Raw genomic sequence first — 22,830 nt, 5'->3', positions numbered from 1 at the left:
ATGTGCTTCAATGATTTCCACATCTTTCATTTCACACAGCCTTCTCAATATCGCTCCTATATCTCGTCTCAACTTTCCATAAATTACTTTTCTTCTGTATTTTGGGATGAAAACGATGTGGTACTTACAATTCCACCTGGTATGTGATAAACTATTGTCACTCATGAGTACTGCTCCTTTCGTTATATAGAAGTTGGTTTGACGGCCAGTTTCTATTATAACGATAGGAGTTTTTTTATGTCACATTACCACTCTAGAAGCTTTGTTTTCACACGTGCAGAGCACGTGGTTTTAAAACCTATAATAAAAAAAGCAAGCATCAATTGTGCTTGCTTTTTTGCTATTTATGCACCAGGCGGAGCAAATGAATCGTCAAAGCGTTTTTCCAAGTTTACGAATTTATTATACTCTTTTACAAACGCAAGCTGTACCGTGCCAACAGGGCCGTTACGCTGTTTAGCGATAATAATTTCGATAATATTTTTATCCTCTGACTCTTTGTCATAATAGTCATCACGGTATAAGAACGCCACAATATCGGCGTCCTGCTCGATACTACCGGATTCACGGATATCTGACATCATTGGCCGTTTATCCTGGCGCTGCTCCACTCCACGGGAGAGCTGGGACAGGGCGATAACCGGAACCTGCAGCTCACGTGCCAATGCTTTGAGGGAACGCGAAATTTCAGATACTTCCTGCTGACGGTTTTCTCCGGAGCGGCCGCTGCCCAGGATCAATTGCAAGTAGTCGATCAAAATCATGCCCAAACCGTGCTCCTGCTTTAAACGGCGGCATTTTGACCTGATATCTGTAATGCGGACTCCAGGCGTATCATCGATAAAAATGCCTGCATTCGATAAGCTTCCCATTGCCATCGTCAATTTTCCCCAGTCCTCATCTGTCAAAGAGCCTGTACGCAGCCTTTGAGCATCAATATTTCCTTCCGCACATAGCATACGCATAACAAGCTGTTCTGCACCCATCTCAAGACTGAAGATCGCGACGTTTTCACCTGTTTTTACGGCAACGTTTTGGGCAATATTCAAGGCAAAGGCTGTCTTACCCACAGAAGGACGGGCACCAACGATAATAAGGTCATTTCGCTGGAATCCGGCTGTCATCTGGTCCAGTTCGGCGAACCCGGTTGCAATTCCTGTAATATCACCTTTGCGGTTATGCATTTCCTCAATGTTGTCATAGGTACGGACAAGGACATCCTTGATGTTATGGAAGGCTCCTGCATTTTTGCGCTGCGCAACCTCAAGAATATTTTTCTCGGCTTCACCCAAAAGTACTTCCACTTCATCTTCACGGGTATATCCGTCCTGGGCAATACCTGTAGCAGTCCGGATCAAACGGCGAAGCAATGATTTTTCTTCAACAATCTTGGCGTAATACTCTATATTCGCGGCAGTTGGAACGGATCCTGCCAGCTCACTTAAATAGCTGACTCCTCCAGTATCCTCCAGCAGCTTTGCCGCACTGAGTTCTTCCGTTACAGTTACTAAATCGACCGCTTTTCCCTGATCATTCAGCTTGAGCATGACATTAAAAATTTTCTGGTGAGCTGCCCGATAGAAGTCCTCAGGTATTAAAATTTCTGATGCTAGTGTAAGAGAGGAGGGTTCAAGAAAGATTGCCCCAAGCACTGCCTGTTCCGCTTCCATATTTTGAGGCGGGAGCCGATCTGCAAATAAATCACTCATCTATTCAAACCTCCTTAAATTAAAGCGTAAGCGGCAAATTAGCGCCATTCATAACTTGAATTAAAGCTATTCTATAAAAAATAAGGCTCTTTTCTCATAAATTATTGTTTAACTTATATAATCTGCCCGTTGATTTCAGCACGGGACACTCAAGCTTCCAGCGGGGAGGAATGAGAGCCTCCTCGGCTTCGCCTATGGGGCCTCCCGCTTCCCTCTCTTCTCAGCAGGAGTCATGTGCCCTCCGCTACAATCAACTCACTAGTTAGACTTATTTAGCCGCCCAAAAAGCAGCAAACTTTACGAAAACAAGCCAAAATAAAGACCTGGCCCTTTAATAAAATTATAATTCCTTTAAAAAATGTGACCAGCAAAAACTGATCACATTTTTTAATCAACCCTTTTATTTTAACATGTTTATACGCAAAATCTACTTCCAATATTAGTGTATATGGAAGGAGAGGTTATTATTTCGCCTCTTTTACATGAACATTCAGTGTAGCCATCACTTCAGTATGGAGCTTAACCGGAACTTTCGTGTAGCCAAGTGAACGGATGGCATCATCCATTTCAATTTTGCGCTTATCAATTTTGATGCTATGTTTCTTTTGAAGTTCTTCAGCAATTTGCTTGCTTGTGATGGAGCCGAATAGGCGTCCGCCCTCACCGGCTTTTGTCGTAAATTCTACAGTCAGCTTTTCCAGCTTTTCTTTTAATTGTTTAGCTTCAGCCAGTTCTTCAGCGGCAAGCTTTTCTTCTTTTTTCTTTTGCGCATTCAGGCTGCTGATATTGGCCTGATTCGCTTCAACCGCAAGCCCTTGTTTAATCAAAAAGTTGTGTGCATAGCCGTCTGCTACATTTTTCACTTCACCTTTTTTGCCTTTGCCTTTAACGTCCTTTAAAAAAATTACTTTCATTCCTTTTTTCTCCCTTCGAAATATTCATCTATAGCCTGTTTCAAACGGACTTCGACATCATCAAGCGTTGCATCATGAAGCTGTGTGGCAGCGTTTGTCAAATGCCCTCCGCCTTCAAGGTTCTCCATAATTACCTGAACATTGATATCCCCGAGGGAACGCGCGCTCACACCGATCATATTCTCGGAACGGTTCGAAATGACAAAGGAAGCGACAACCCCATCCATTGTCAGCAGTGTATCCGCAGTCTGGGCAATGAGCACCTGATCAAAGATCTGGTCTGGCTGCCCTTTTGCAATTGCAATTCCATCCCGGTAAAATTGAACGGTCTCAATCAGCTTTGCACGCTTGATATACGTGTCTACATCCTCTTTTAAAAACTTTTGGACAAGTACCGTATCTGCACCCTGCGAACGCAAGTAAGAGGCCGCATCAAACGTTCTGGAGCCTGTTCTGAGTGAAAAGCTCTTCGTATCAACAATGATGCCTGCCAGGAGTGCAGTTGCTTCAAGCATTTCGATTTTGCCGTTTTTCGGCTGGTATTCCAGAAGCTCTGTAACTAGCTCAGCCGTTGAGGAAGCATATGGCTCCATATAGACTAGAAGAGGATTATGAATAAATTCTTCTGCCCGGCGGTGATGGTCAATCACCACAACATTTTCTATTTTATGAAGCAATTTTTCCTCAATCACCATGGAAGGCTTATGGGTGTCTACCACAACAAGCAGGGTATCATCTGTAGCCATTTCAAATGCCTGTTCCGGTGTGATGAATTTGGAAAAGAGCTCTTCATTCTTCTCAATTTCCTTCATCATCCGCCTCACACCTGTATCCAATTCATTGAAATTCACAACAACATAGCCCTCGCGCTGATTCATGCGCGCTACTTTTTGGATTCCAATGGCCGCTCCAATGGCATCCATATCCGGACTCTTATGGCCCATAATGATGACTTTGTCGCTTTCGGAAATAAGCTCTTTTAAAGCATGTGAGATGACGCGTGCCCGGACTCTGGTCCGTTTTTCAACCGGATTGGTTTTTCCTCCGAAGAATTTAACTTTTCCACTCGTCTGTTTTATCGCTACCTGGTCGCCTCCTCGGCCTAAAGCCAAATCTAAACTGGATTGTGCCAGAGAACCCAGCTCAGGAAGCGAAGACACACCCGTGCCTACACCAATACTTAACGTAAGAGGCACATTTTGTTTGGATGTTGTCTCCCGAACGTCATCAAGGATCGTAAATTTCCCTTTTTCAAGCAGCTGTAAAATATGTTCATTAAAAACGGCAATAAACCTTTCAGACGAAACCCTTTTTAAGAAGACTCCGTTATCCTGTGCCCACTTATTTAAAATCTGGGTAACCAGGCTGTTTAGGCTGCTCTTTGTTTGGTCGTCCATGCCCTGTGTCAGCTCATCATAATTATCCAGGAATATAAATGCAATAACAGTTCTTTCTTCCTGATACATTTTTTCAATTTCTGTCTGTTCCGTTACATCAAAAAAGTATAATAGGCGTTCTTCGGGCTTATGAATCACCCTGAATTTCCGGTCGTGAAGTGTAATAATCTCTGTTTCCACCTCTTGTTTAATGAGGGGAACAAGCGAATCCCCGACATCATAAAGCGATCTTCCAACTAGCGTATCTTCATCAAAGCAAGATGCTAGAAAGGGATTGGTCCATTCAATATAATAATCATCATTGATCAGCATAATCCCGATTGGCATTTCCATAAGAGCTTCTTCGCCGACTTTTTTTACCCGGTAAGATAGGGTAGAAATGTATTCCTCCGTTTCCTTCCTTTGCTTTTGGTCCAGCTGAAAAAGGTAGTAGAAAGGAAGGATGGCCAGAAACAGCCCTATTAGTGCAAAAAGCCAATTATAATACGCCAATAGTACGAGAAGCACCACTGTTATGCCCATCAATCCAAATAAGGAATAGCGCATAGACCGCTTTTCTAAATACGAAGGCATGTTTTCAGCTCCTAAACAGTAGTGTTGTTCATCACTTTTTTCCTAATCTTTGCCTTAAATCGAATCCTAAGTCAATTATACCTAATATCCTCACAATATAAAGGAGAAATGGAATCAGAAATGTAAATACTGTTGCAATAACAGGTAGCGCTTTTGGAAATCCTTTTAAATGGCTGAAAAAGAAAATAAAGGAAATCCCTTGGATAATCATAAACAGCTGCAGAATAAATGCGATATTCACAAGGGCCAGGAACCAATAGCTGCCTTCAGAAGGATTGAAAACAAACGATGCCACAATCGTAATTAAATAGTACCATAAGATACTTTTGGGCAGGCTCATTTCCCTGAAAGGCTTCCAGCCCTCAACCTTAATGCCGAATCGTTTAGCAATCGGAAATGATACCAATTGAATGAAGAAAACAGAGATGACAGCCGCCATTACAAACAAGCTTGGCGTTAAGGTTTCAATCATCTTTACCCCGGCTGTAAGCTGATCCATGACCGCGCCGTCCACATTTTGCCCCATGCCTTCCAGCATTCCTCTAGACATGTCAATGGACTCTTCTATTAGCCCGATGCCTTCTTTTATAAAGTTCACATTAAATAAAGCTACAGCAGCCGCATACTGCACCAATAAACTGGCAAGAAAAACAAGCGTCCCCGCAATAAAGGAAGCCGTTCTTCCTTTTTGCTCTCTGATAAAATCACCAATGACCGTTCCTGTCAGTCCAAAGGACAGTGCAAGAGGAATCGCTGCTATCGAACCGATAATTAATGAAAGCAGTACACCTCCTGTTAAAAAAACAAAGGAACTCATCCGACTATTCTTTGCCGCAAACATAATAAACGGAAGTGCTAAGAAGAAAATCGAAACTGTGCCCAGAACCGGCACATATAGGGAAATCAGAAGAAGCACTGCGAATACAGCTAACAGTACCGCGCCTTCCGTTAATTTATGTACATTATTCATTTCTACACCCCTCAAACTGCATGTCCAAAAAGCCGATAAAGGTTAGCTTTTCCTGGCTTTTTAAATCCATTCCATAAATGGCAACTCATAAAACCTATTTTAGCTAGTATTGATGGCAGGTTCAACCTTACTGTTTTATTCGGAAAGATTCAATGGCTGCCTATTCTATTTTTATCTTAAGGCTCTGTTAATTTTGCCTTCAGCACGAGGCACTCGCTTTCCGCTCCAATCAACAGGGTGCAAAAATCATTTAACTCTTAAAGAATGGGGAATCAGACATTCAAAGAAACTTATGATTTTCGAAACTAAGAACAAAAGCGGAAGCGCCTTGACCATCCCCGAGGATCTAGGCGCAGGAGCCGGATGCTGACAACTTTTCTCAATGTATTCACATGTTTGGATTTTATAATTTCCTGCACAATAAAAAAGACACCGGCAAAACCGGCGTCTTTTCAATATTATTATTCACCTGCTACGTATGGCAGTAATGCCATTTGGCGCGCACGCTTAATAGCAATCGTTAATTTACGTTGGTATTTAGCGTTAGTACCTGTTACACGACGTGGTAAAATCTTGCCGCGCTCAGAGATGAATTTTTTAAGAAGATCCACATCTTTGTAGTCGATGTGAGTGATTCCGTTTGCAGTGAAATAGCAAACCTTACGACGTTTTGCACGTCCGCCTCTGCGTCCTCCAGCCATGGTCATTTACCTCCTTTAGCTTTTTACTTTATATTTATATCCGTTCGTTAATCAGTCACTACTTAGAATGGCAGGTCGTCATCGGAAATGTCGATTTGGCCGTCATTTGCGAATGGATCCTGATCCACACGGGTATAGCCGCCCTGATTACGATTATCCTGGCGTTGATTCTGATTGTTGTTATTACCAAATGGGAAATCCTGATCTCTTGGACCGCCGTAATTCATATTGTCGCCTCTGCCGCCAGAACTGTTCTTCGGCTCAAGGAATTGCACACTCTCAGCTTGGACTTCTGTCACATAAACGCGCTTTCCGTCCTGGCCTTCGTAGCTGCGCGTCTGGATTCGGCCGTCTACGCCTGCGAGGCTTCCTTTTTTAAGGAAATTCGCTACGTTTTCAGCAGGCTTTCTCCACACCACACAGTTGATAAAGTCTGCTTCCCTCTCACCTTGCTGATTCGTAAAAGTACGATTCACTGCAAGAGTGAATGAAGCGACAGCTACTCCATTCGGGGTATACCGCAAATCAGGATCCTTTGTCAAACGTCCGACAAGAACAACACGGTTCATCATCAGAATCAACTCCTCTCGGTAAAAATTGCTTTATCTATTATTTTTCGTCTTTAACTACGATATGACGGATGATGTCTTCGCTGATTTTAGCTAAACGAGTGAACTCGTCAACTGCTTTTCCTTCAGCGTTAACGTTCATTAGTTGGTAGTAGCCATCACGGAAATCATTGATTTCGTATGCAAGGCGACGCTTACCCCAATCTTTTGATTCAGTTACTTCCGCACCATTATCAGTTAAGATTGTGTTAAAACGCTCAACAAGAGCTTTTTTAGCCTCATCTTCAATGTTTGGGCGGATGATGTACATGATTTCGTACTTTCTCATCACTTTCACCTCCTTTTGGACTAACGGCCCTTAAAAAAAGGGCAAGGAGCAATATATTCATTACTCACAAGTTGAAATTATAGCACATTAATTTTGGAAAAGCAATAACTGCTGGAGTGGATTAGAGATTGAAAGTTTCTATAGATATGGTTTGGACATTTTGTAAATTTACCGGCTAATAAAGGCATCCCTGATGATGGGATTTTTTCGAATTGAATATTCTTTTTGTAGCCTTTTATTCTGATTTTTTCCCATTTTGTCCTTAATTGACTTTATAACAGCTATTTTTGCTGTTATTTGAAGATGCAGTTCAGTTCTCAGCTGGAATATCGGTCAGATTTCATTTTTATCGGTCACTCCGCGGTGTATCAATTTCACACTGCCCTCAAGGTGAAAATCACAAGCACTTAATATAAACTTTCCCCACCTTAAAATAGCAAAAAAAGAACCCCTTAAGAAAGGAGCTCTCTATTATTAAACGTTAAAACGGAAATGCATAACATCGCCATCTTTAACAATATACTCTTTACCTTCCAGGCGGACTTTGCCAGCTTCCTTGGCTGCTGTCATGCTGCCTGCAGCTACAAGGTCGTCATAGGAAACGGTTTCTGCACGGATAAAGCCTTTTTCAAAGTCGGAGTGAATAACTCCCGCACATTGAGGAGCCTTCATGCCTTTGCGGAATGTCCATGCACGGACTTCCTGTACGCCAGCAGTAAAGTAAGTTGCCAGGCCAAGCAGGCTGTAAGCCGCTCTGATCAGCTGGTCAAGGCCTGATTCTTCAATGCCGAGCTCCTGCAGGAACATTTCTTTTTCTTCACCTTCAAGCTCTGCAATTTCGGATTCGATTTTTGCGCAAATGACAATGACTTCCGCATTGTCTTTTTGAGCAAATTCTCTTACCTTCTGAACATATTCATTTCCAGAAGGATCAGCTACATCATCTTCACCTACATTTGCCACATAAAGAACAGGCTTGATTGTAAGCAAGTGAAGGCCTTTTACAATCTTCATTTGTTCTTCTGTAAATTCAACTGTACGCGCTGGCTTATCATTTTCGAATGCTTCTTTTAATTTTTCAAGAATTTCAAGCTCAAACACAGAATCTTTATCCTTTTGCTTAGCCAACTTGCTTACACGGCCAATACGCTTATCAACAGACTCAAGATCAGCCAGAATCAACTCAAGGTTGATCGTTTCAATATCATCGATTGGATCCACTTTACCTGAAACGTGAGTAATATTGTCATCGGCGAAGCAGCGGACAACCTGGCAAATGGCATCCACTTCACGAATATGTGAAAGGAATTTGTTTCCCAGGCCTTCCCCTTTGCTGGCACCTTTTACAATCCCGGCAATATCGGTGAATTCAAATGTTGTCGGAACAGTCTTTTTAGGCTGAACCAATTCAGTTAATTTATTTAAACGGTGATCAGGCACTTCTACAATCCCCACATTTGGATCAATTGTACAGAACGGATAGTTTGCAGACTCCGCTCCCGCCTGGGTAATTGCATTAAACAAAGTAGACTTTCCGACATTCGGCAAACCTACAATACCAGCTGTTAAAGCCATCCAAGTCACTCCTCAATAGTTTAAAATATCATCTATAAAAATCCGATTCATACCAATTTAAACAAGCCTCTAACAATTATAGATATTTGCCTGGGAAAAGTAAAGGCAACAAGAAAAGCGGAGGCGCCTTGCCCCCTTCGGAACGCAGACTAAAAACGCCACGTCCTGTGCGTCTGCATGATCCGCGTCCTGCGGGCCTCAAGCACAAGGCGAGCCTCACGGGAAGGCGTTCTTTGCCTTTCTGGGAGGATTGTCCGAAATGTGGAGGCGACTGCCCAGGGACGACAGGTATAAGGCGGTTCCTTTAAGAAGGTGTTCTCCCTTCTGAAAGGAACAACTTATGCCCCGAGTCCCTAGGAGCCGAAACTAGACAAACTTGTGACCTCGAGGGGGTAGGCGCTGGAGCTAGACAGTTATCGAAGTTCAAACTTACACTCCTTATCTTTTCAAAAAAAAACACCAGGGCCCTATACCAGCCAGCAAAATTGGTACAGGTACCTGGCACCCGCTTAGATTTTTTCAATGTTAACAAGGCAGTCATACAGGGTGCTGCCTAAGCCGTTGTCGGATTCGAGGCTGGAAGTTAGGTTATTGACAGGGCCTCCGAATTTTGACCAAATGCCTTCATCGATATTGATGGTATCCGGGTGGGCCATTTTTAAGATATGGACGAAGCCCTTCATTTCCCCCCGGTCATTCCACACTTTGACAAAGTCATTTTCTTCAAGTCCAAGCTTCATGGCAATGTTCTCAGCGATCTCCACCTTCACTTTTGGTTCTGGCTTCAGCAAATGATAATGCTGTGAATGATTGGAGCGAAGAGGGTGAATCGTTAATAATGTATAAGGGTATTTCTCAGCAAGCTTTTGATCTGTCCACTTTGTTTCCCGAGGAAGCGCCAGTGTCAGCTTATTTTCGTAACCCTTTCGGAAGGCTGATGATGAGGTGAATTCATACTTTCCGCTCGGCGTTTTAAATTGGCGGTCTGCCCAAGGCACCGTCTCAACCGGAAGTTCCTTATGATAGGATTCCCGTAAGCTTTCGAGTGTGATTTCATATTCTTCAAGAGATTGGAGCCCCATACGGATAAACTCTTCTCTAGTAAAATCAAAATCAGCTCCGAACCCAAGGCGTTTGGCCAGCTCAGTCCATACCCATAAATCAGGCTTAGCTTCTCCTGGCGGTTCTACCAGCTTGGGCCCATAGTTTACATAGTGATGGTACATGGAGGAATAATAGAGATCTTCCTGTTCAAAAACGGTAGCAACCGGCAGAACATAATCAGCCATTTTTGCCGTATCCGTCATAAACTGCTCCATGACAACAACTGTATCCACAGAGGAAAAAGCCTCATGGACTCTTGAAGAATCCGGAACCTGGGTCAAAGGATTTCCACAGGTCACAAAAATCATTTTTATTTCAGGATCCCTTGCCGTCAATATTCCCTCTGCCTGTCTCATCATCGTAAACTGTCTTGAAGCGGTTTTACGATGGGGGAGGGCAAGGGCGGCTATATCAAAGCTCTGGCCAACCTGCCTATTGGCATAATTCGCCCCGCCTCCCGGGATGCCAATATTCCCGCTCAATGCAACCAATGCATCCATTAACCTGATTGTATTGCCTCCGTTTTCATACCGCTGCATGCCCAATCCGAAAAAAGTGGAAACAGGGCGGTCCCCGTACACAATTGCAAGTTTGGTCATTATTTCAGCGGGCACTTCGGTTTTCTCTGTAATTTCCTCGAGCGATACATTATTTAAAAGCTCAGCCAAGTCTTCGAAACCTATAGAATAGTTTTCTATGAAATTCCGATCCTCCAGGCCGAGACGCAGCATTTCCTTCATGATGCCGGCCGCAAGCAGCCCATCCATCCCCGGTTTCACAGAAAAATAATGGTCAGCTATTTTGGCAGTGGCATTATAGATCGGATCGATTACATACAGCTTGGATCCATTTCTCTTTGCTTCCTGCAGCATCTGAAATAAATGCATATTGGTACGGGCCACATTTCTGCCCCAGATAACTATATGCCTGCTGTTTAAAATATCTGCCGGCCCATGGCTATAGGAATCCCCAAAATCCCAGCTCTGCGCTTCTATTCCGGCCCCCCAGCAAATGGAACCCGTTAATTCAGTAACCCCGCCATAACAGTTAAAAAAACGCTGATCCAGGTTCGTCAGCAATCCGCCATTGGCGTAATCATGGCTATGCAGGATGGAAGCTGTTCCAACCGTATCTTTTAACTCCTTCATTTTCAGGGAAATATCCTGTAAAGCCTGCTCCCACGAGATTTGCTTAAACTCGCCATTCACCTTCTTTAATGGATAAAGCAAACGTTCAGGTGAATTGGTTCTGCTCTCAAGCATCCTGCCGCGGCCGCAAATTTTTCCTTTTGTAATTGGGTGTTCTTTATCACCATCTATTTTCGTAACCTTACCGTTTTCTACTGTTACATGAAAGCCGCAGCTGTCCCAGCAATTAAGGGGACATGCTGACTTTAATTTATGCTCCAAGAACCTCATCTCCCTGATTTTCTATTGAGCCCGCATTAACGGGCAGTAAAACCCCACAACCATTCGAGAATCAAGAAAGAATTCTAAGAGGGGATCAACCGCCCTAAAAAGCCCGATTATCAGAACCCAGACACCGTCCTCCAAAAAGGCTATAGTTTTCTGTCGTGTGATGTATTGCTGCCGTAGTTCCTTGTCCTATGGCAGCGTCTGAGTGACCTGAGTTATGCAGGCTACAATTTCCATCAGCGGGGGATACCCCCCCCCCCCCCGACTAATGGAAGTTTCACTTTATCTAAAATTATCCCTCATGCTTAACGAGGATTTTTTTCATTTTACGGGTGAATTCTCTTCTTGGGATCATGACACTGTGTCCGCATCCCTCACATTTAATTCTGATATCTGCTCCCATTCTGATGACCTTCCAACGGTTTGCACCGCATGGATGCGGCTTCTTCATTTCGACGACATCATGTAAATCAAATTCCTTTTGTTCCATTGTTATCCCTCCGAATTCAGTTTTGGTTTATCCTTGACAGGCCCATCTTCATTCCGTGTATACATAACAAGACGCGGGAACGGAATTTCAATGCCATTCTCATCTAAACAAAGCTTAATTTCTTTACGCAATTGGCGTGCAATGTAAAAATGCCTCATTGGCAGCGTTTCTGAAACGACTCGCAGGACAACATCAGACGCCGCAAGATTTTGGATACCGAGAATTTCAGGAGGTTTTACCATATCTTCGTATTTCTCAGGCAGCTTTTCAAATAATTCCTGAAGCACTTTTTCCGCTTGTACAATATCCCCTTCGTATGCAATGCTGACATCCACAAAGGCGATGCTGTTAGTCAAAGAAAAGTTTGTTACTTGCAGAATGCTTCCATTTGGAAGAATATGAATCTCACCGGTCCAGCTTTTAATTTTTGTTGTTCGAAGACCGATTTCTTCAACCGTTCCTTCGAACTGGTCAATTCGGATATAATCTCCAACCGAGAACTGATCTTCAAAGATAATAAAGAATCCTGTTATGATATCCTTAACAAGACTCTGCGCTCCAAACCCCACAGCCAATCCCACAATCCCAGCACCGGCCAAAAGGGCTTTTACATCAATGGTCAGCACCGATAAAATCATGATTGCCGCAACAAAGAATACAACATAAGTAAGCATATTCTCCAGCAATTTCAGCAGGGTCGCTTCACGCCGTTCGGAGATCCTTAGCCTTGATGGCGTCCTTACTTTAAAAATATTCCGTATAGCCAGTTTCCCGATCCTAATCAGAATTCCCGTTATGATCAATATGGCAATAATCTTCAAAAAGCCTTCTCCGATCATTTCCCACGTATTTTCATCTGTGAGCTTATCTATCATATTGTTAATCAGTTTTTCAATATAACCCATAGTTTCACCTGCTTCTTTTAAGTGAAAGTAATAAAAAAGCAATACTTATTGATAGGCCTTTTTACTAACTGAATGAAATTATACTGTATCTTACCTTACAGTGCTAATCCCTTTAAAAACAAACTTATTTTATCAATTTTTCACTTTTCTTTACAGTTATTCGTTTTGCAAAAATTAACCAAACCTTAAATAGCGTTATTGTTTAAACATTAAATATTACAGGTATGTATAGATTGCACAAGATTTCCGTATACTGTTAAAAACGTTTAAATAATATGAACCGCCATTAACATATTCTCATCACTTTGAACCGGCATGGCAAGGAATAAAGAGGGAGTGGGACCTATATGAACTTCAAACCAAATTTGTTTGACAAAAAAGGCGGGGCTTCTGCCAGAATATCGCACGAAGAAACAAACTCTGCTGCCAAATTGGCCGCAGAGCTGAAAAATATATTGCCTTCAGGCATTGGAAGCCGTCCCATCGTTTTTGTCTGCATTGGAACAGACCGTTCTACTGGCGATTCTTTAGGCCCGCTTGTAGGTACACTCCTCGAGGAAAAATCCATATCTTCCTTTCATGTCTATGGGACACTGGAGGATCCTATCCATGCAGTAAATCTGGAAGAAAAGCTGAACGAGATTAAGAAAAAACATTTTAATCCTTATATTATTGGCATTGATGCGTGTCTGGGACGCTTAAAAAGTGTCGGAGTCATCCAAATAGGAGAAGGGCCTGTAAAACCTGGTGCTGGAGTGAATAAAGATTTGCCTGAGGTAGGGCACATGCACATCACCGGCATTGTGAACGTAAGCGGCTTTATGGAGTTCTTTGTCCTGCAAAATACGAGGCTTAACCTTGTATTAAAAATGGCTAAAACGATTGCCAATGGCATTTATGAAGCAAGCCTTACCCATCAATCAGCATCCGCTTGGCCTGCATTTAAGTGGGAACTGAATCGTGAACAAACACCTTAAAGAGCAAAAAAGCCATGGATCTTCAGTTTCCATGGCTTTTTTGCCCATTAGAACAGAGTTTTACACCTCGGAACCTTTTCGGAAGGTCTTCTGAACTTTTTTAAAAATAGACTCCATAAAAATAGATAACGGAAACAATCACTCCGGTCACCAAAATACCTGGTAAGAGGTTTGCTACCCTAATTTTGGTAATTCCAGTTAAATTAAGGCCAATGGCGAAAATCATGATTCCTCCTGTAGCAGTCATTTCCTTAATAAAACTGTCCATAAGCAGCTGCGGGACGAACCTGTCAATCTGAGTAGCAAAAAGGGCAATCGAACCCTCATAGAGCATGACTGGAAAGGCTGAAAACAAAACCCCAATTCCAAGCGTAGTGGTCAGTATTAAGGATGTAAAGCCATCAATAATCGATTTTGTATAAAGAACGGAATGATCTCCTCTAATCCCGCTGTCAAGCGCTCCAATAATGGCCATAGCACCAATAACAAAAATGAGTGTAGCTGTAACAAAGCCTTGCGAAATGCTGCCTTCGCCCTTTGAACCAATTTTTTTCTCCAGCCAGTTGCCAAGCCTGTTCAATTTGTCTTCCAGTTCAAAATATTCACCCATAACCGTACCAAACACAAGGCTTAATATGACAACAAGAAAATTTTCACTCTTAAATCCCATTTGAAGGCCAAGTACCATAACAGCCAGGCCTATGGCATGCATCACCGTTCCTTTCATATTCTCAGGAATGCGATGAAGCAATTTCCCTAAAAAGGTGCCGACAATAATTAACAACCCATTCACTAGCGTACCAAGCAGAAACATATTCTTCACCTTATCTATTATTATTTCGTATCACGAATTTTTCCGTTTACAGTACCACGAAAGACACGGATCTTCAATCTTTTTTTAGTAAAATGGTTAAAAAAAGAAACCATCCTGAAGATGGCTTAAGAATGGGTATCTAAAAGTTCCATAATACGCTCCAAATCTTCCTTAGAGAAAAATTCAATTTCAATTTTCCCTTTGTTTTTGGTTTGTTTAATATGAACAGTCGTTCCAAACCTTTCTCTTAAAGAAGATTCACGCTCTTTAATGAAAATGTCCTTCTGAACCTTAGGCTTCTTCGTTTCACGTGAAACATCATTGAGCTGCTGGATCAGCTGCTCAAGCTGTCGGACATTAAGCCCGTCCTTAACCGTTTTTTCAACAAGGGCCGGCAATTTTTCTTTCTTTCTCAATCCAAGAAGCGCCCGCCCGTGGCCCATAGAAATTTTCCCATCTGATATCAGTTCCTGAATTTTGGGCGGAAGTGATAAGAGACGGATATGATTCGCAATGTGCGGCCTGCTTTTTCCAAGCCGTTTGGCCAGTTCTTCTTGTGTGACCTTCAGCTTATCCATTAACAGCTGGTATGCTGCGGCTTCCTCAATAGGGGTTAAATCCTCGCGCTGAAGGTTTTCAAGGACAGCCAGTTCCATCATCTGCTGCTCATTTAATTCTTTAATGACAACAGGCACCGTTTCCAGATTCGCTTCTTTTGCTGCCCGGTAGCGCCTTTCGCCAACCACAATCTCATAGCCCTTGATGCTTTTTCGAACAATGATTGGCTGCAAAATGCCATGTTCAATAATGGATTGCTTTAATTCATCTATTGCTTCTTTTTCAAAGACTTTTCGAGGCTGATAAGGATTTGGACGAAGTTCTTTAATTTTCACTTCTTTTACCGTTTCTTCTTTTTCCACTTCCATATTATTAAAAAAGGCATTCAGACCTTTGCCTAAACCTTTAGCCATTTGAATCCACTTCCTTTGCCAATTCTAAATATACTTCAGCTCCGCGTGACTTCGGATCATAAGTAATAATAGGTTCGCCATGGCTCGGAGCCTCGCCTAACCGCACATTGCGGGGAATAATAGTTTTATATACTTTGTCCTGAAAGTATTTCTTAACCTCTTCAATCACCTGTATGCCCAAGTTCGTACGTGCATCAAGCATCGTCAGCAAAACGCCTTCGATTTTTAAATCATGGTTCAAATGCTTTTGCACCAGGCGAACAGTATTTAAAAGCTGGCTTAAGCCTTCAAGCGCATAATACTCACATTGAACCGGTATAATGACGGCATCGGATGCAGTAAGCGAATTAATGGTTAACAGCCCAAGAGAAGGAGGGCAATCAATGATAATATAATCATAGTTTGCTTTCACTTCTTCCAAGGCCCTTTTTAGCCTTACTTCTCTTGATATGGTAGGAACAAGTTCAATTTCCGCACCAGCCAGCTGGATAGTAGCAGGAATGGCATATAAATTTTCAACTGATGTCTGCTTAATTACCTTTGAAGCTTCCACATCATCTACAAGTACATCATAGATGCATTGATCAACATCTGCTTTTTCAATGCCAATCCCGCTTGTTGCATTTCCCTGGGGGTCAATATCAACCAAAAGTACTTTCTTTCCTATGTATGCCAGGCATGCCCCCAAATTAACGGAAGTAGTCGTTTTGCCCACTCCGCCTTTTTGATTCGCAACGGCTATAATCTTACCCACGGTGTCACCTGCTTTCATGATAAAAAATAACACAATCTATATATCTGCTAATCTAGTCATTATTGTTAAATTACGTAGTCTATTTTATCACGAAAACGAGATTAGAATTATTTTTTTGTTAAAAATAAGAAGATTCTAACAGTCTTTTGGTATGAGAACGCTTCTGGCACATTCAAAGAAACAGAAAAACGCGAGAGACAAAACAGGAGGACCCTGCTTCATTTCTCGCGTTATGATCAGTTATTTCTTTTTAGGAATTTTAATTGTGATTTGGTAGAACTCATCAAATTCTTCTTCTTCGGAATCAAGATTGATGCCGCTGTCAGAAACCATGGAAAGAGATTGGCGGATAGTGTTGACCGCGATTCTCATATCCTTGCTGAAGGCTTTCCGCCTTGGCTTTGGCTTTGGATTTTTCTGTTCCAGCATCTTTACGACCCGGTCTTCTGTCTGTTTGACATTCAAGTTTTTTTCCACAATTTCCTGAAGCAATGAAACCTGCTTTTCAGGGTCTTTTAGCGGAATGAGTGACCGGGCATGGCGCTCTGTAATGGATTTGCTTAACAGCGCATCCTGGACAGGCTGGGGTAATTTTAACAGACGCAGCTTATTCGCAACGGTTGATTGGCCTTTTCCAAGTCGCTGAGCCAATGCTTCTTGTGTCAGATTATGCAGCTCCAATAGCTTTCCATAGGCAACAGCTTCTTCAATCGGGGATAATTCTTCCCTTTGAAGATTTTCAATCAGTGCAACCGAAGCGGTTTCCGTATCACTAAGGTTCTTAACGATTGCTGGCGCCTCTTCCCATCCAAGCTTTTTCATGGCCCGATATCTGCGTTCACCGGCTATAATCTCATACTGGCCATCTTCAAACTCCCGTACAACAATCGGCTGGATGATTCCATGTGTATGGATGGTCCGAGAAAGTTCTTCTATTTTTTCATCATCAAACACCGTTCTTGGCTGAAAACGGTTAGGAACAATTTTTTCAATAGGTATTTTCTTAACTTCTTCTTTTTCGCTTAAGTCTTCAATATCCAATTGTTCTTCTTCTGTTTTTTCTGCTGTAACTTGTTCTCCCTTTTCGCCTAGGCCAAAAAAGCGTGAGAAAGAATGCTTCATCACCCTGCACCACCTTTACGAAACTCCCTATTACATATTCTCTATAATAATGACATTTCCTGCCGAACTGTAACAATATATTATCTGGAAAAAGATCGATTATCCTAAACTATTATGTCATACATTGCAGAAATTCGCACCCTACTCAATTGGTGTTTTATTGGGAGTACCCGGCTTTCTTGGGTACTTTTTGGGTGAGCTTTTTTCCTTTTTAATAATTAAGATGTTACGCTCGCTTTCTTCTTCTGGCAATGTAAAAGTATGAGTACAACTGAGTTTTCCGCCTAAGACGGTTATCGCTTTTTTGCCTGCATCCAGCTCTTCCNCAGCACTTGCACCCTTCATGGCAACAAATGCGCCGCCTGTTTTTGCCAGCGGCAAGCAAAGCTCGCTTAGTACTGACAATCTCGCAACAGCCCTTGCTGTTACAACATCAAAGGACTCACGGTATTCCTTGTTTTGCCCGAAAGTTTCCGCACGGTCATGAATAAAACGGACGTTCTTTAATTCCAGCACCTTGGCCAAATGCTCGAGAAACCCTATGCGTTTATTAAGAGAGTCAACGATCGTAATATGTAAATCCGGAAATGCAATTTTTATCGGAATACTTGGAAATCCTGCACCAGCTCCGACATCACAGACTTTAAGCGGCTGATTGAAATCAAAATAAAATGCCGCAGTAATTGAATCGTAAAAATGCTTGAGATACACATCTTCTTTGTCCGTAATGGCTGTTAAATTCATTTTTTCATTCCACTCCACCAATGTGGAATAGTATGTTTCATATTGATTTAATTGACGGGGCGAAAGAGAAATCCCTTTCGCCGCCAGCATTTCTGTAAATTGATCTATATTCATAGCAAATCCTTTCCGCTGTGAGACATGATCGGATTAATTATTGGATACAAAAGTATAACCTTGAACTTCGGGAACTGTCTAGCTCCACAAGGAACGCTACGGCAGCATAATCATCGCACGACTAAAAGCGTTAGCTTTTAGGAGGAGCGCCTACCTCCTCGAGGTCAAAAGCCGTTGCCACAGGACGTGGCGTTTTTAGTCTGCGTTCCGAAGGGGGCAAGGCCGCCTCCGCTTTCCTTACTCCGCTGATATCCTTGCAATTCTGCCTTGTTCAAGATAAACAAGCAAAATAGAAATGTCAGCAGGGTTAACACCGGAAATTCTGGATGCCTGGGCAATCGATAGCGGCTTAACTTCTTTCAGCTTTTGCCTCGCTTCGGATGCAAGCCCGTTAATGGCATCATAATCAATGTTTTCAGGGATTTTTTTGCTTTCCATCTTCTTCAGGCGCTCAACCTGCTGAAGTGATTTTTCAATATATCCTTCATACTTGATTTGGATTTCTACCTGTTCGGTTACGTCCGGATCAAGTTGTCCCTCAGCTGGAGCAAGCTTTTGGATATGTTCATATGTCATCTCCGGCCGCTTCAGCAAATCAGATGCCCGGATGCCATCCTTTAGCTCGCTGCCGCCCTGGCTCTTAATCAAATTCTGTACTTCACTCGTTGGTTTAATAATAATGCCTTGAAGTCGCTTTTTCTCTTCCTCAATCGCCTGTTTTTTCAACAGGAATTTTTCATAGCGCTCTTCACGAATCAGCCCAACTTTATGACCGAGCTCTGTTAAACGCAGATCAGCATTATCATGGCGAAGAAGCAATCGGTATTCCGCTCTTGATGTTAATAAACGATATGGCTCATTGGTGCCTTTTGTAACCAAATCATCTATCAGTACACCGATATAAGCATCAGAACGGCTTAGAATCACTTCTTCTTTGTTAAGAGACTTTAAGCCGGCATTCATGCCAGCCATAAGCCCTTGTCCAGCAGCTTCTTCATAGCCCGAAGTACCGTTGATTTGGCCAGCAGTATAAAGATTCTTTACTTTCTTTGTTTCAAGTGTTGGCCAAAGCTGTGTAGGTACTATGGCATCGTATTCAATCGCATAGCCTGCACGCATCATCTGGACATTCTCCAGCCCAGGAATGGTTCTGAGAATCTTTTGCTGAACATCCTCAGGCAAACTTGTTGAAAGTCCTTGAACATATACTTCCTGTGTATTCCGTCCTTCAGGTTCAAGGAAGATCTGGTGGCGGGGCTTGTCATTAAAGCGGACTACCTTATCCTCAATGGATGGGCAATAGCGAGGTCCCGTCCCTTTTATCATTCCGGAATACATGGGCGATCGGTGAAGATTATTATCAATCAGCGTATGCGTCTCTTCGTTTGTATACGTCAGCCAGCACGGAAGCTGGTCTGTTATATACTTGGTTGTTTCGTAGGAAAAGGCCCTTGGCACATCATCGCCAGGCTGTATTTCCGTCTTGCTGTAATCGATTGAATGGCTGTTAACACGAGGAGGAGTCCCCGTTTTAAAACGCACCAAGTCAAAGCCAAGTTCCTGTAAATGCTCGGAAAGCTTAATGGATGGCTGCTGGTTATTAGGACCGCTGGAGTACTTAAGTTCTCCAAGGATAATTTCCCCTCTAAGGAAAGTTCCTGTTGTAATGACAACTGCTTTAGAGGAATACATTGCACCTGTCTGCGTTATAACACCTTTGCATTCTCCGTCTTCTACAATCAAGCGCTCTACCATTCCCTGAATCAGTGTCAGGTTTGGTTCATTTTCCAAAGTCTTTTTCATCTCATGCTGATACGTGAATTTATCGGCCTGGGCTCTCAATGCACGGACTGCAGGGCCTTTTCCTGTATTAAGCATGCGCATCTGAATATGGGTTTTATCAATGTTCTTGCCCATTTCACCGCCAAGCGCATCTATTTCCCTTACAACAATCCCCTTAGCAGGTCCTCCTACAGAAGGATTGCAGGGCATAAAGGCTACCATATCCAAATTTATCGTAATCATTAATGTCTTTGCGCCAAGACGAGCCGAAGCAAGGCCTGCTTCAACCCCCGCATGTCCGGCACCGACTACTATGACATCATAACTTCCAGCTTCATATGTCATGATGCGGCCTCCTTTACTGCAAATTAGAAAAGCGCAAGCGCCTTGGTCACCCCCGGCATGCACAAGACGAGCCTCACGGGAAGATGTTTTTTACCTTCCTGGGAGGATTGCCCGAAATGTGGAGGCGACTGCCCAGGGACGACAGGCAAAAGACGGTTCCTGTAAGAAGGTGTTTTTCCTTCTGAAAGGAAACGGCTTATGCCCCCGAGTCCCTAGGAGCCGCAACTAGACAAGCTTGTGACCTCGAGGGGGTAGGCGCTGGAGCTAGACAATTCATAGTTAAATATATAATTAACTGCTTAATGACATATTTTTTCTATTTCCCTAAACAGAACTGCGAAAATAATTGGTCAATCAAGCTTTCATGGACGCTGTCGCCAATAATTTCGCCAAGCAGCTCCCAAGTTCTCGTTAAATCAATTTGCACAATGTCAATCGGCGTTCCCATGTCAACACCCTGCATAGCTTCATCAATAGCATTTAAAGCTTGGTTTAAAAGGGCAATATGGCGGATGTTGGATACATACGTCATATCCCCGGCTTCAATGGATCCTTCAAAGAAAAGAGAAGCAATTGCTTCTTCCAGATCGTCCACTCCTTTATCTTCTAATAAAGAAGTCGTAACGAGCTTATGGTTTTTCGAAAGCTCTTTAACTCGTTCCATATTGATTTTCTGATCCAGGTCCGTTTTATTGACGATCACAATGACATCCATGCCTTCTACCGCTTTAAATATATTTTCATCCTCTGACGTCAATTCATCCGAATAATTGAGCACCAGCAGTATTAGGTCTGCTTCCCTTAATACCTGTCTGGATTTTTCAACGCCAATCCGTTCAACAATATCTTCCGTCTCCCGGATTCCGGCTGTATCCAGCAATCGGAGAGGAACACCTCTGACATTTACGTACTCTTCAATTACATCTCGGGTAGTACCTGGTATATCTGTAACGATTGCCTTATTTTCATGGACAAGGCTATTCAATAAAGATGATTTTCCTACGTTTGGACGCCCGACAATTACAGTTGAAAGCCCTTCACGCAAAATTTTCCCCTGCTGCGAGGTCTGCAGCAGCTTTTCAATCTCCCTCTTTACGTAAGAAGATTTCTCCAGCAGCATTTGGTGAGTCATTTCCTCTACATCATCGTATTCAGGATAGTCGATATTCACTTCCACATGAGCAAGGATTTCTAAAATTTCCTGTCGGAGCTTTTGAATAAGCTTAGAAAGCCGCCCTTCCATCTGTCCGAGAGCCACATTCATGGCCCGGTCTGTTTTCGCACGGATTAAATCCATCACAGCTTCCGCCTGAGACAAGTCAATTCGGCCGTTCAAAAAAGCCCTTTTTGTAAATTCACCTGGTTCTGCCAGCCGCGCTCCATTATTTAATAAAAGCTGCAGTACACGGTTAACAGAAACCAAGCCTCCATGGCAGTTAATCTCAATAACATCTTCTTTTGTAAAAGTTTTCGGGCCTTTCATAACGGAAACCATAACTTCTTCAGCCACTTGCCCTGTTTTCGGATCTATAATATGCCCATAATGGATCGTATGGGAGGCTACATCCTTCAAACGTTTTCCTCCAACCCCTCTGAACAAGCGATCCGCAATCTCAAATGCCTGGTCCCCGCTTAGCCGGACAATGGCAATAGCCCCTTCACCCATCGGTGTTGAAATGGCCGCTATTGTATCGAACTCCACTCTTTTCACCTCTCTTTTTCAGTGTCTCTCATCGATCTATATAAATAAATGATTATGATATTGATTACCCAAATTAATAGAATATCACATGCCTTTTTTTTATAAAAGCATTCAATCCGCTCATTTCATACTTGTCCACAGATATCTTTAATCCTTCGCCAAAAACCAATTATCCACACGCCTCATAATTAATATGCTCTATTTTAACTTATCCACATGTGAATAACAATAAAACCAATCATATTTAATATTTTGCTGAGGAATAGATGCTTTTATAAAAAGGCTCTTTTCTTATTAGTTGTTGTTTTTACTTTCAAATTTTGCTTGTTGATTTCCGCTTCGGGCACTCCAGCTTTCCCGCGGGGAGGAATGAGAGCCTCGGCTTCGCCTGTGGGGTCTCCGACTCCCTCTCTTCTGAGCAGGAGTCAAGTCCCCTCCGCTGTAATCAAATCAATTGGCTAAACTTGGTTACCCATTGAAAAGCAGCAAACGAAAAAGAATATTTGACAAAAAAACCCCAATCCTTAAATTGATATGCTCCCCTTTAGGTAGACAGATTAAAAATAAAAATCTGGCTGCTTATGGGGGAGTATTTATTATGTCTAAAAGATCTTACTCTGCAGAAGAGAAATACGAGATATTAAAGGAATTAGACGAGCATTATTCAACATATGAACTTGAGTCAAAATATAACGTGCACCCTTCAACGATTTTGGAGTGGAAACACAAGTATGATAAGTGTGGTTTTGAAGGTCTAAAAGAGTCTTCCACTTGGAAAAAGTATTCCAAGGAATTGAAGCTAGCTGCCATTAGAGATTGTCAGTCTGGGGAGTATTCTATACGTGAGGTTGCTAG

Annotated in this window: 21 protein-coding genes; 2 read left to right on the top strand and 19 right to left on the bottom strand. The window is 42.5% G+C overall.

The window, feature by feature from the left end; translation table 11 throughout:
* The 12 genes from tnpA to L634_RS0122685 form a co-directional block, all read right to left on the bottom strand.
* On the bottom strand, positions 1-165 hold a 165-nt coding region (gene tnpA, locus L634_RS32950; RefSeq protein ID WP_157452445.1), incomplete at its 3' end, for an IS200/IS605 family transposase.
* Between the two features lie 179 nt (positions 166-344).
* Positions 345-1,709: a replicative DNA helicase gene (dnaB, locus tag L634_RS0122740; RefSeq protein WP_026584434.1), complete on the bottom strand. Its 1,365-nt coding sequence runs from the start codon at positions 1,707-1,709 to the stop codon at positions 345-347.
* 464 nt (positions 1,710-2,173) lie between these two features.
* Entirely contained in the window at positions 2,174-2,623 is a 450-nt protein-coding gene (rplI, locus tag L634_RS0122735) for a 50S ribosomal protein L9 (RefSeq protein WP_026584433.1), read from the bottom strand.
* Complete coding sequence (locus L634_RS0122730) at positions 2,620-4,593, bottom strand: DHH family phosphoesterase (RefSeq protein ID WP_026584432.1); 1,974 nt, start codon at positions 4,591-4,593, stop codon at positions 2,620-2,622. The genes rplI and L634_RS0122730 overlap by 4 nt, the downstream gene beginning before the upstream one ends.
* Before the next feature lie 31 nt (positions 4,594-4,624).
* Positions 4,625-5,563 carry a YybS family protein gene (locus L634_RS0122725; RefSeq protein ID WP_026584431.1) on the bottom strand — a complete coding sequence of 313 codons (939 nt, stop codon included), beginning with the start codon at positions 5,561-5,563 and terminating at the stop codon, positions 4,625-4,627.
* Between the two features lie 461 nt (positions 5,564-6,024).
* Positions 6,025-6,264, bottom strand: coding sequence for a 30S ribosomal protein S18 (gene rpsR / locus L634_RS0122715; protein ID WP_026584429.1), 240 nt, complete (start codon positions 6,262-6,264; stop codon positions 6,025-6,027).
* Between the two features lie 62 nt (positions 6,265-6,326).
* Complete coding sequence (ssb, locus tag L634_RS0122710) at positions 6,327-6,836, bottom strand: single-stranded DNA-binding protein (protein WP_026584428.1); 510 nt, start codon at positions 6,834-6,836, stop codon at positions 6,327-6,329.
* A 37-nt stretch (positions 6,837-6,873) separates the two neighbouring features.
* Positions 6,874-7,161, bottom strand: coding sequence for a 30S ribosomal protein S6 (gene rpsF, locus L634_RS0122705; protein ID WP_026584427.1), 288 nt, complete (start codon positions 7,159-7,161; stop codon positions 6,874-6,876).
* Positions 7,162-7,635: 474 nt separating this feature from the next.
* Positions 7,636-8,736, bottom strand: a complete 1,101-nt coding sequence (gene ychF, locus L634_RS0122700) for a redox-regulated ATPase YchF (protein ID WP_026584426.1) — start codon at positions 8,734-8,736, stop codon at positions 7,636-7,638.
* Positions 8,737-9,245: 509 nt separating this feature from the next.
* Positions 9,246-11,249, bottom strand: coding sequence for a molybdopterin-dependent oxidoreductase (locus tag L634_RS0122695; RefSeq protein WP_232233823.1), 2,004 nt, complete (start codon positions 11,247-11,249; stop codon positions 9,246-9,248).
* Positions 11,250-11,547: 298 nt separating this feature from the next.
* Positions 11,548-11,745 carry a DUF951 domain-containing protein gene (locus L634_RS0122690; RefSeq protein WP_026584424.1) on the bottom strand — a complete coding sequence of 66 codons (198 nt, stop codon included), beginning with the start codon at positions 11,743-11,745 and terminating at the stop codon, positions 11,548-11,550.
* 2 nt (positions 11,746-11,747) lie between these two features.
* Entirely contained in the window at positions 11,748-12,650 is a 903-nt protein-coding gene (locus L634_RS0122685) for a mechanosensitive ion channel family protein (protein ID WP_026584423.1), read from the bottom strand.
* A 347-nt stretch (positions 12,651-12,997) separates the two neighbouring features.
* On the opposite strand from L634_RS0122685, the gene yyaC reads away from it, so the two are divergent.
* Positions 12,998-13,627: a spore protease YyaC gene (gene yyaC / locus L634_RS0122680; RefSeq protein WP_026584422.1), complete on the top strand. Its 630-nt coding sequence runs from the start codon at positions 12,998-13,000 to the stop codon at positions 13,625-13,627.
* 100 nt (positions 13,628-13,727) lie between these two features.
* Here the strand turns inward: yyaC and L634_RS0122675 are convergent, their stop codons facing one another.
* From L634_RS0122675 to mnmE, 7 genes are all read right to left on the bottom strand, one after another.
* Complete coding sequence (locus tag L634_RS0122675; protein ID WP_026584421.1) at positions 13,728-14,441, bottom strand: DUF554 domain-containing protein; 714 nt, start codon at positions 14,439-14,441, stop codon at positions 13,728-13,730.
* A 125-nt stretch (positions 14,442-14,566) separates the two neighbouring features.
* The gene (locus tag L634_RS0122670; protein WP_026584420.1) at positions 14,567-15,412 is read right to left on the bottom strand and encodes a ParB/RepB/Spo0J family partition protein; all 846 of its coding nucleotides are present in this window, start codon (positions 15,410-15,412) and stop codon (positions 14,567-14,569) included.
* Positions 15,405-16,166 (bottom strand): ParA family protein, encoded by a 762-nt coding sequence (locus L634_RS0122665; RefSeq protein WP_026584419.1) that lies wholly within the window; start codon positions 16,164-16,166, stop codon positions 15,405-15,407. The genes L634_RS0122670 and L634_RS0122665 overlap by 8 nt, the downstream gene beginning before the upstream one ends.
* A gap of 240 nt (positions 16,167-16,406) precedes the next feature.
* A complete protein-coding gene (noc, locus tag L634_RS0122660) occupies positions 16,407-17,288 on the bottom strand; it encodes a nucleoid occlusion protein (RefSeq protein ID WP_026584418.1) in 882 nt (293 codons plus the stop codon).
* A 141-nt stretch (positions 17,289-17,429) separates the two neighbouring features.
* Positions 17,430-18,146: a 16S rRNA (guanine(527)-N(7))-methyltransferase RsmG gene (rsmG, locus tag L634_RS0122655; protein ID WP_026584417.1), complete on the bottom strand. Its 717-nt coding sequence runs from the start codon at positions 18,144-18,146 to the stop codon at positions 17,430-17,432.
* A gap of 237 nt (positions 18,147-18,383) precedes the next feature.
* Positions 18,384-20,273 carry a tRNA uridine-5-carboxymethylaminomethyl(34) synthesis enzyme MnmG gene (gene mnmG / locus L634_RS0122650; RefSeq protein WP_026584416.1) on the bottom strand — a complete coding sequence of 630 codons (1,890 nt, stop codon included), beginning with the start codon at positions 20,271-20,273 and terminating at the stop codon, positions 18,384-18,386.
* Positions 20,274-20,589: 316 nt separating this feature from the next.
* Positions 20,590-21,975 carry a tRNA uridine-5-carboxymethylaminomethyl(34) synthesis GTPase MnmE gene (mnmE, locus tag L634_RS0122645; RefSeq protein WP_026584415.1) on the bottom strand — a complete coding sequence of 462 codons (1,386 nt, stop codon included), beginning with the start codon at positions 21,973-21,975 and terminating at the stop codon, positions 20,590-20,592.
* A 598-nt stretch (positions 21,976-22,573) separates the two neighbouring features.
* Between mnmE and L634_RS33565 the strand changes: the two genes are divergently transcribed.
* A partial coding sequence (locus L634_RS33565) for a helix-turn-helix domain-containing protein (protein ID WP_034263094.1) occupies positions 22,574-22,830 on the top strand: 257 nt, incomplete at its 3' end.

Source organism: Bacillus sp. J33, assembly GCF_000518885.1.
Classification (GTDB): domain Bacteria; phylum Bacillota; class Bacilli; order Bacillales; family Cytobacillaceae; genus Cytobacillus.
This window is presented reverse-complemented; position numbering and strand designations above follow the sequence as displayed.